General features: G+C 61.9%; 7 protein-coding genes and 1 pseudogene. 5 read left to right on the top strand and 3 right to left on the bottom strand.

Going from position 1 to position 8,698, the window contains the following annotated elements:
- The 3 genes and pseudogenes from JSE7799_RS16890 to secG all read right to left on the bottom strand — a co-directional run.
- A pseudogene (locus JSE7799_RS16890) lies at positions 1–386 on the bottom strand (IS4 family transposase); the annotation flags it as partial.
- A gap of 98 nt (positions 387–484) precedes the next feature.
- Complete coding sequence (pyrG, locus tag JSE7799_RS16885; RefSeq protein ID WP_055664641.1) at positions 485–2,128, bottom strand: CTP synthase; 1,644 nt, start codon at positions 2,126–2,128, stop codon at positions 485–487.
- Between the two features lie 184 nt (positions 2,129–2,312).
- Positions 2,313–2,675, bottom strand: coding sequence for a preprotein translocase subunit SecG (gene secG / locus JSE7799_RS16880; protein WP_055664640.1), 363 nt, complete (start codon positions 2,673–2,675; stop codon positions 2,313–2,315).
- A 138-nt stretch (positions 2,676–2,813) separates the two neighbouring features.
- On the opposite strand from secG, the gene JSE7799_RS16875 reads away from it, so the two are divergent.
- The 5 genes from JSE7799_RS16875 to JSE7799_RS16850 all read left to right on the top strand — a co-directional run.
- A complete protein-coding gene (locus JSE7799_RS16875) occupies positions 2,814–4,106 on the top strand; it encodes an adenylosuccinate synthase (RefSeq protein WP_055664639.1) in 1,293 nt (430 codons plus the stop codon).
- Between the two features lie 11 nt (positions 4,107–4,117).
- Positions 4,118–4,375: a DUF2842 domain-containing protein gene (locus JSE7799_RS16870; RefSeq protein ID WP_055664638.1), complete on the top strand. Its 258-nt coding sequence runs from the start codon at positions 4,118–4,120 to the stop codon at positions 4,373–4,375.
- A gap of 318 nt (positions 4,376–4,693) precedes the next feature.
- On the top strand, positions 4,694–6,340 hold the full coding sequence (locus JSE7799_RS16865) for an IS1634 family transposase (protein WP_055664637.1): 1,647 nt from the start codon (positions 4,694–4,696) through the stop codon (positions 6,338–6,340).
- Between the two features lie 138 nt (positions 6,341–6,478).
- A complete protein-coding gene (locus JSE7799_RS16860; protein WP_083480660.1) occupies positions 6,479–8,044 on the top strand; it encodes an ATP-dependent nuclease in 1,566 nt (521 codons plus the stop codon).
- Positions 8,045–8,360: 316 nt separating this feature from the next.
- The coding region (locus JSE7799_RS16850) for a transposase (RefSeq protein ID WP_222101800.1) at positions 8,361–8,698 on the top strand (338 nt) is incomplete at its 3' end.

Raw genomic sequence — 8,698 nt, 5'->3', positions numbered from 1 at the left:
CCTTCGATCAGGCTCCAGACCAGGGGGACGCGGAAACGACGGGTGACGACTGCGAGCACGAGAAAGTTCACCTCGGTCTTGCCGATCTGCCAGTTGGTGCGGTCGAGCGCGAGCAGCCATGATTTGTTCAGGCCCAACAGCCGGACCAGAAGCGGGAGCGACCAGTCCTCGTCGAGATGGACGTGCTGGAAGAAGCGTTGCAACCGACGGTATGTCGACGAGGTCAGGGCCGATCCCGGTCGTTCGCAGGCAAGATGGCCGAGGTTCACGCTGCGCGCGCTGACCATGCCGATGACGATCATGCAAAGCGTCTCCAGACGGCTCTTGCTCAAGTCGAGATCTGGACGCAGGATATTCGTGAGGGCGGAGATGGCGTGGTGAAGCATCGGACGTTTCCTTGGTCGGAGTCGTCCAGTTGAATCCATCCAGCCGCCCTCAGCCAGCACTGTGTCGTGTAGTGTGTGGGTAATTGCCGCGCGGGCCGTCAAACCAGCCGCGACTGCTCCTTCGCCGCGCGAACGAAATCGGCGAACAGAGGGTGCGGCTCGAACGGCTTGGATTTCAGTTCCGGATGGAACTGCACGCCGATGAACCACGGGTGATCCGGAACTTCGATGATCTCGGGCAGGCGGCCATCGGGCGAGAGGCCGGAGAAGACCAGCCCCTTCTCCTCGAGCTGTTCGCGGAAGCGGATATCGACCTCGTAGCGGTGACGGTGGCGCTCCTCGATCGCGGTCGCACCATAGAGTTCCGCGACGCGGCTGCCGCTGGTCAGGCGCGCATCATAAGAGCCCAGTCGCATCGTCCCGCCCTTGTCGTCGGTCTTTTTGCGCGTGACCTTGGAGCTACCCTGTACCCATTCCTTGAGGTGATAGACGACGGGCGTGAATTCGCGCGGATCGACGCCTTCGGAGAACTCCTCGGAGGCCGCGTTGCCCATCTCGGCCATGTTCCGCGCCGCTTCGATCACCGCCATCTGCATGCCCAGACAGATGCCGAGATAGGGAACACCCTTTTCCCGCGCGAACTGCGCCGCCTTGATCTTGCCCTCGGTTCCGCGTTCGCCGAACCCGCCGGGCACCAGGATCGCGTTGAAGCCTTCGAGATGCGCGGCCGGATCCTCACGCTCGAAGATGCCGCTGTCGATCCACTCGGCGCGAACCTTGACGCGGTTGGCCATGCCACCATGTGTCAGGGCCTCGGCAATGGATTTGTAGGCATCCTCGAGCTGCGTGTACTTGCCGACGATGGCTACGCGCACCTCGCCGTCGGTGTTGTGAATGCGGTCGACCACATCCTCCCAGCGGGCGAGGTTGGGCTTGGGCGCAGGGGCGATGCCGAATGCGTCGAGTACCGCCTGGTCCAGCCCTTCGCGGTGATAGGCCAGCGGAGCCTCGTAGATGGACTTGAGATCTTGCGCCGCGATGACCGAATCCGGCCGCACGTTGCAGAACAGCGCCAGCTTTTCGCGCTCCTTCTGCGGAATCGGACCTTCGGAGCGGCAGACGAGGATATCGGGGGCGAGGCCGATCGACCGCAATTCCTTGACGGAGTGCTGGGTCGGCTTGGTCTTCAGCTCGCCGCTCGCCTTGATGTAGGGCAGCAGCGTCAGGTGCATCAGCACGCACTGACCGCGCGGCTTCTCCTGGCTGAACTGACGGATCGCTTCGAAGAAGGGCAGGCCCTCGATGTCGCCGACCGTGCCGCCGATCTCGCAGAGCATGAAATCGACCTCGTCCTCACCGATGCGGATGAAGTCCTTGATCTCGTTGGTGACGTGGGGAATCACCTGGATGGTCTTGCCGAGATAATCGCCGCGCCGCTCCTTCTCCAGCACGTTGGAATAGACCCGTCCCGAACTGATTGAATCGGTGCCGCGCGCCGCGACGCCGGTGAACCGTTCGTAATGGCCCAGATCGAGGTCGGTCTCGGCGCCGTCATCGGTCACGAAGACCTCGCCATGTTCGAACGGACTCATCGTGCCGGGATCGACGTTCAGATACGGGTCGAGCTTGCGCAGCCGCACCGTATAGCCGCGCGCCTGAAGCAATGCGCCGAGAGCCGCGCTCGCCAGCCCCTTGCCCAGTGACGAAACGACGCCGCCGGTGATGAAGATGAAACGTGCCATGTCTGAAAGTCCCCGCGCATGCCCGATTCCTGCGTCGCGGAATCACCAATCACGGGATTTGAGAATAGCCCGACCCGCACCGGGACCGCAACCGGGGCTGTCCCTCGGTCACTTTCAATCGAATGTCGCAGATGCGAATCCGGATTCGCCCTGATCTTCGGCCGACTTCGTCAGGCCGCCCGGATCACTCCGACCGCGGCGGCGTCAGGGGCGCATCTCCCGCCGACGGCGGCAGCAGGTTTTCGCCGTCGAGCGGCGGCGGCGTCGGGGCGTCGTCCGACGTCGCCTCGGCCGGAAGCCGGTCGATCACCGATCCGCCCGTCGCATTCTGCGCCGCGAGAATCGTCAACGTAACCGACGTCACGAGAAACGCGACCGCGAAGGCCCAGGTCAACTTGGTCATCGCCGTCGCCGCCTGGCGTCCGGTCATGACGCCGCCGCCGCCGCCGCCCATGCCGAGCCCGCCACCCTCAGAGCGCTGCAACAGCACGATTCCGATCAGGCAAAGCGCGAGGATCAGGTGGATGACGAGGATGACGTTTTCCATGTACCGGCGGTCCGTTCGCGATGATCTGGGGCTACCTAGAGATGCCCGGCCCGCGCCGCAAGCCCCGCACCGAGGGTTCCCCCGACGGGCGCGGCACGCTAGGAGGCGCGCGGTTGCGGGATACGAAGGGAATGCGTCATGGCGAACGTCGTGGTGGTCGGCGCCCAGTGGGGCGACGAAGGCAAGGGCAAGATCGTTGACTGGCTGAGCGAGCGGGCCGATGTGATCGCCCGGTTTCAGGGCGGGCACAATGCGGGCCACACGCTTGTCATCGACGGGCAGGTGTTCAAGCTGTCGCTTCTGCCCTCGGGTATCGTGCGTGGCGGCAAACTTTCGATCATCGGCAATGGCGTCGTGCTCGATCCCTGGCATCTGGTCCGTGAGATCGCCGAGCTTCGCGAGAAGGGCGTCGAAATCACGCCCGAGACGCTGATGGTGGCCGAAAACGTGCCCCTGATCCTGCCGATCCACGGCGAACTCGACCGCGCGCGCGAGAGCCACAATGGCGTGGTGAAGATCGGCACGACCGGCCGCGGCATCGGGCCCGCCTACGAGGACAAGGTCGGCCGCCGCGCCATTCGTCTGGCCGATCTTTCCGATGCGAAAACGCTGGAGGCGCGCGTGGACCGTGCGCTCGCGCATCACGATGCGCTGCGTCGCGGGCTCGGGCTGGATCCGGTGGATCGGGACGGCCTTCTGGCGGCTCTTCGCGAGGTCGCGGACGAGGTGCTGCCTTATGCCGGGCCGGTCTGGAAGGTGTTGGACGAGCGACGCCGCTCGGGAAAGCGCATCCTCTTCGAAGGGGCGCAGGGGGCTCTGCTGGACATCGATTTCGGCACCTATCCCTTCGTTACCTCGTCGAACGTCATCGCAGGGCAGGCCGCGACCGGCACCGGGATGGGACCGGGGGCGATCGACTTCGTGCTCGGCATCGTCAAGGCCTACACGACCCGCGTGGGCGAGGGGCCTTTCCCGTCGGAACTGGACGATGCCGACGGTCAGCGGCTGGGCGAACGGGGGCGGGAGTTCGGGACCGTCACGGGGCGCAAGCGCCGGTGCGGCTGGTTCGATGCGGCGCTGGTGCGCCAGACTTGCGCCACGTCGGGGGTGAACGGGATCGCGCTGACCAAGCTCGACGTTCTCGACGGATTCGAGACGCTGCGCATCTGCACGGGCTATGATCTCGATGGCGAGCGCCTCGATCATCTGCCCTTCGCCGCGGATGCGCAGGCGCGGTGCCGACCGATCTACGAAGAAATGCCGGGCTGGTCGGAATCGACCGAAGGTGCGCGCTCCTGGGCCGATCTGCCGGCCGAAGCCATCAAATACGTGCGCCGTGTCGAGGAATTGATCCAGTGCCCCGTTGCGCTACTCTCCACCTCGCCCGAGCGGGAGGACACAATCCTCGTGACCGACCCGTTTGAGGACTGAAAGGGGCGAACATGGCGCTCAGGCACAAGACCAGAAAGCGGCTCGCGCTCCTGATCCTGATGGTCGGGCTGCCGCTTTACATCGGCCTCATGGTCGGGGTGATGGGGTTGATCTACGACCGTTACGGGCAGCCGCCGCTCTTGGTCGAGCTCGTGATCTACATCATCCTCGGCACGCTGTGCTTCCTGCCGCTGAAGCCGATCTTTCTCGGGACCGCCCGGGACGACCCCGATGCGATGCCCAAGGGCGAGGAACAGGACGGAATTTGATCGGCGGGAGGCGCGAATAGCTGCCGGCTGTCGATGACCAGCGGCGTTTGCGGATTCGGCTGTGTCTCTGCCAGTCTCTGCGGCATTCCGATCGGGACTGTATAAGTTGAGATCGACCGCGCGAAGTGAAAAATGCGCCAAGTAATTGCACATGGGTGACCGAAGTTCGACAGAATCTTCCGGAAAACAAGGGGTTTAGCCTGGCGCGCGCGAGTCTTTTCAGTGGGTTGGGTGTATGAAGCGGCGCAACACGTGTAGTTACACGTCGTCGAAAATCTGGCGTTGTGGAGTGGCGTCTGGCACGGCATCCTGCATTCCATGTTTGTGCGCACCACCGAGAGCGGCGGACGCCGCTACCTGCAGATCGTCGAGTCCTATCGGAACGAGGCCGGCAAGCCCCGGCTGCGCGTCATCGCCAATCTCGGGCGTGTTGATGGCATGAAGGACGGCCATCTCGATGCGCTCATCCGGGGGCTCAGTCGAGCGGCGGGCCGCGAGGAGCCAGCCAAGGCCAAGATCACTCACGAGACGGCGCGAGCCTTCGGCGATGTCTTTGCCTTGCATGACCTTTGGAAAGACCTTGGCTTCGACCGCGCTCTCGGCCGAGCCTTGCGCTCGGGCAAGCGCAAGATTGATGCGGAAGCTCTCGTGCGTGCCATGGTGTTCAACCGGCTCTGTGCGCCTGACAGCAAGTTGGGCTGCCTGCGCTGGCTGGAGACCGTCGATATGCCGGCGATGCCCGAGGCCGTCACCCACCAGCACCTGCTGCGCGCCATGGATGCGCTCATGGATCACGCGGACGTCGTGGAGACGGAGCTGGCCCGCCAGATCCGTCCGCTGGTCGACCAGGACCTCACCGTGGTCTTCTATGACCTGACCACCGTGCGCATCCATGGAGAGGGGAAGGTCGAGGACGACATCCGGTCGTTTGGCATGAACAAGGAGACTGGCGGCATCGCGCGGCAGTTCGTCCTGGGCGTCGTGCAGACGGCCGAAGGCCTGCCGCTGATGCATACGGTTCACCCCGGCAACGTCGCTGAGACGAAGACCCTGCTGGCCATGCTGCAAACGGTGCTCGCGCGCTTTCCCATACAGCGCGTCATCCTGGTAGCCGACAGGGGGCTGCTGAGCCTCGAGAATATCGGAGAACTCACGGCTCTTGCGGATCGCGACGGGCGTAAACTGGAGTTCATCCTGGCGGTCCCCGCCCGCCGCTACAGCGAATTGGCCGAGACCTTCCGGGGCCTCACCTTCGACGACTGCGGACTGGCCGAGGCGCAGTTTGCAGACCACCGCCTGATCGTCGCCCATGACCCCTTGCGCGCTGCAGAGCAGGCCGACAGGCGCCGGGCGCGCATCGCCGAACTGGACGCCATGGCCGAGAAGATGGTGGCCAAGCTCGATGCCCAGGATGAGGGCCAGACGGCTCGTGGACGGCGGGCGTCCGACCGGGGCGCCTATAGTCGCTTCACTCGTGCGGTGGCCGAAGCCGAACTCACCCGCTTCATCAAAGCGGACCTCCAAGCCGATCGATTTAGCTGGTCCGTGAACGAGGAGGCGGTCGCAGATGCGGAACTGTTCGACGGCAAGCTCGCGCTGATCACCAACGCCCCCGATCTCGCGCCGGCAGAAGCCGTTTCCCGCTACAAGGCGCTGGCCGACATCGAGCGCGGCTTCAGGGTTCTCAAGAGCGACATCGAGATCGCGCCGGTCCACCATCGGCTGCCGGACCGGATCAGGGCTCATGCGCTGATCTGCTTCCTCGCCCTCGTGCTCTACCGCGTCATGCGAATGCGCCTGAAAGCCAAGGGACACAGCGCCAGCCCGCGCACTGCTCTCGATATCCTCGCCCGCATCCAGCGTCACAGGGCGAAGATCGCGGAGCACACCGTGGATGGCCTCTCGACCACGACACCTGAACAACTGGAGCTCTTCGACACCCTGAACCTGCCGAAACCCGCCTGATCACCGCTCCGTAGTTACATTTTTGGCTCTTCGGCCATAATGATATCAGTTACTTAGCGGTTTTGCTGTCGAACTTGGGCAAAATGCCTGCATCAAGAGCGCCTGTAAACGCGTGCGCTTTCGAGGAAATATAGCGCTATGAAATTCATCGTTGTCCCAACCAAGTCAGACCATTCGCCCAAAGAAGGCATCGAGGTCGGCTACCTTTGGACAGATCAGTGGGATGACTGGTTCACCTACAACACGATGTACTATTTCACCTATTTCGACCGGTCTGGGCAGACGCACGAAATAGGGTCAGTCAAAATTGGTCAATTCGACTGGGGTAATAAGCAACGGCGCCCAGACATTCCAGAGCAGTTCGAAGCGTTGTCTGACGAGTTCTTCTCACTGGGCCAAGACATCGATTACTATAAGGCTTTGATGGGCCTGCCTGAAGATGAGCGTGTTGAGATCTTTCGCGCACTTCGCGATACCGCTTATGACGAAGAGCTCTATGCGCGTGCAATCCAAGAAGACGTGATGACAGAATCGCTCATGCGATCTTCCGGGGCGCGCAAAACGGAAATCCAATACCGCGCCGTCATCAAGGAGGGCGTGGAGCTCACGCCCTTCAAGTTCTCCTACCGCGCGGCCAAAACCACGAAATCACTGACAGATCCTATCGAACTGAGCTTTGAAGTCGTACCCTACGCTTCGCCACCTACAAACATCCATGTGTTGATCGGACGAAACGGCGTCGGTAAGACGCGCGTTCTCAATGGGATGACACGTGCGCTTGTAGACCCTACATCGACAAAACGACGTGACGGCGGTTTCTCATTCGAGGAGTCAGATTTTGACCTTTTAGGCGACAGCAGCGAAACGTTCGCTAACTTGGTCAGTGTAACCTTCAGTGCGTTCGATGAGTTTCTTACCATCAGCGATGCGCCTGACAAAAAGAAAGCAATCATCGGCTACACCAATGTCGGCTTGAAGAAACTGGTTGGGCGCAAGCCAGACAGGAAGATTATTACCCAAGACATCGCGCGACTAAGCGTAGATTTTGCGAATAGCGCCCTAATTTGCTCGCGTGGCGTTCGGAGATCCCGGTGGAAGCGTGCACTCGAGACACTCGAGACTGACAGCCTCTTTGGCGAAATTGAGGTCGCCAACCTTGCAGACATCGCGGACGAGGAAGAGTTTCTTGACGAGGCTCGAGCGCTATACCGGAAGCTTAGCTCGGGGCACAAGATTGTGCTGCTCACCATGACCAGACTTGTCGAATTAGTTGAGGAACGCACTCTGGTTTTGATGGACGAGCCCGAAGCTCATCTCCACCCGCCTCTTCTTTCGGCATTTGTCCGAGGACTGTCCGATCTGCTGACAAATCGGAACGGTGTAGCGATCATTGCGACCCATTCCCCGGTCGTAGTCCAGGAAGTCCCCTCCACCTGCGTTTGGAAAATATCAAGGCATGGTCTCTCGTCGAATGCGGAACGCCCGGAAATTCAGACGTTTGCCGAGACGGTTAGCATACTAACACGCGAGATATTCGGGCTCGAGGTGGATCGGTCAGGCTTTCACCGCATGATCCGCGACATTGTCGGACAGGAAGAAAACTTCGACGCCGTTATGGACCGTTTCGACGACGAAATCGGTGCTCAGGGGCAAGCGCTTATCCGTGCGATGTTGCACCGGCGTGCGCCTGAGGATGATGGCTGATGTGGCGCGTAGAACGGCCCGATATCGATACGGGCATAACTTTTGATCAATGCATAGGCGTCATTAGAAACCCCGGTTTGCGAGGCCGCATGAACGGCATCAGACAGGAGATCTTGGACCGATCCGCTCACTACGACGCCCTCGCTGAAGTCGAAGAACTGCATCTAATCATGGCCCACGAAGCGGGGGTACTGTACCCTCAGGTCTGGAAATTCGCTTGAGACGCGGGGCGTGAGCTCGTGCTGGGGCGCCCCCCAGCACGAGCTGCCCATTCTGGTATTCCATGGATTTGCAACACAACCATGGAGAAGAACGAATGGACAGGCGGAAGGATACGGCGCTTGAGGCGGTCTTGGAACAGTTGATCGAGCACGGGCCCGGCGAGATCGCATCGGTGTTCGCGCGGGCTTTCGAGCTGGCGATGCAGATCGAACGGGAGCGGTTTCTCGGCGCGAGCCATTATGAGCGCACGCCCGAGCGTCACGGCTATGCCAACGGCTACAAACCCAAGCGGATCGACACGCCTGCGGGCACGGTGAGCGTGCAGGTGCCCAAGACTGCCGGGCATGGGGAAGAGCCGTTCTATCCGCAATCCCTCGAGCGCGGGCGGCGGTCGGTTCGGTCCGTCATGCTGGCGGTGGCCGAGATGTACGT

Origin of the sequence: Jannaschia seosinensis (genome assembly GCF_001408515.1) — a bacterium.
Lineage (GTDB): Bacteria > Pseudomonadota > Alphaproteobacteria > Rhodobacterales > Rhodobacteraceae > Jannaschia > Jannaschia seosinensis.
Note: the sequence above shows the minus strand (reverse complement) of the source record. Positions and strands in the feature narration are given on the sequence as shown.

Bases quoted from the DNA above. Each gene is read 5' to 3' on its own strand.
- pyrG (WP_055664641.1), bottom strand. From the start codon at position 2,128: ATGGCACGTTTCATCTTCATCACCGGCGGCGTCGTTTCGTCACTGGGC.
- secG (WP_055664640.1), bottom strand. From the start codon at position 2,675: ATGGAAAACGTCATCCTCGTCATCCACCTGATCCTCGCGCTTTGCCTG.
- JSE7799_RS16875 (WP_055664639.1), top strand. From the start codon at position 2,814: ATGGCGAACGTCGTGGTGGTCGGCGCCCAGTGGGGCGACGAAGGCAAG.
- JSE7799_RS16870 (WP_055664638.1), top strand. From the start codon at position 4,118: ATGGCGCTCAGGCACAAGACCAGAAAGCGGCTCGCGCTCCTGATCCTG.
- JSE7799_RS16865 (WP_055664637.1), top strand. From the start codon at position 4,694: ATGTTTGTGCGCACCACCGAGAGCGGCGGACGCCGCTACCTGCAGATC.
- JSE7799_RS16860 (WP_083480660.1), top strand. From the start codon at position 6,479: ATGAAATTCATCGTTGTCCCAACCAAGTCAGACCATTCGCCCAAAGAA.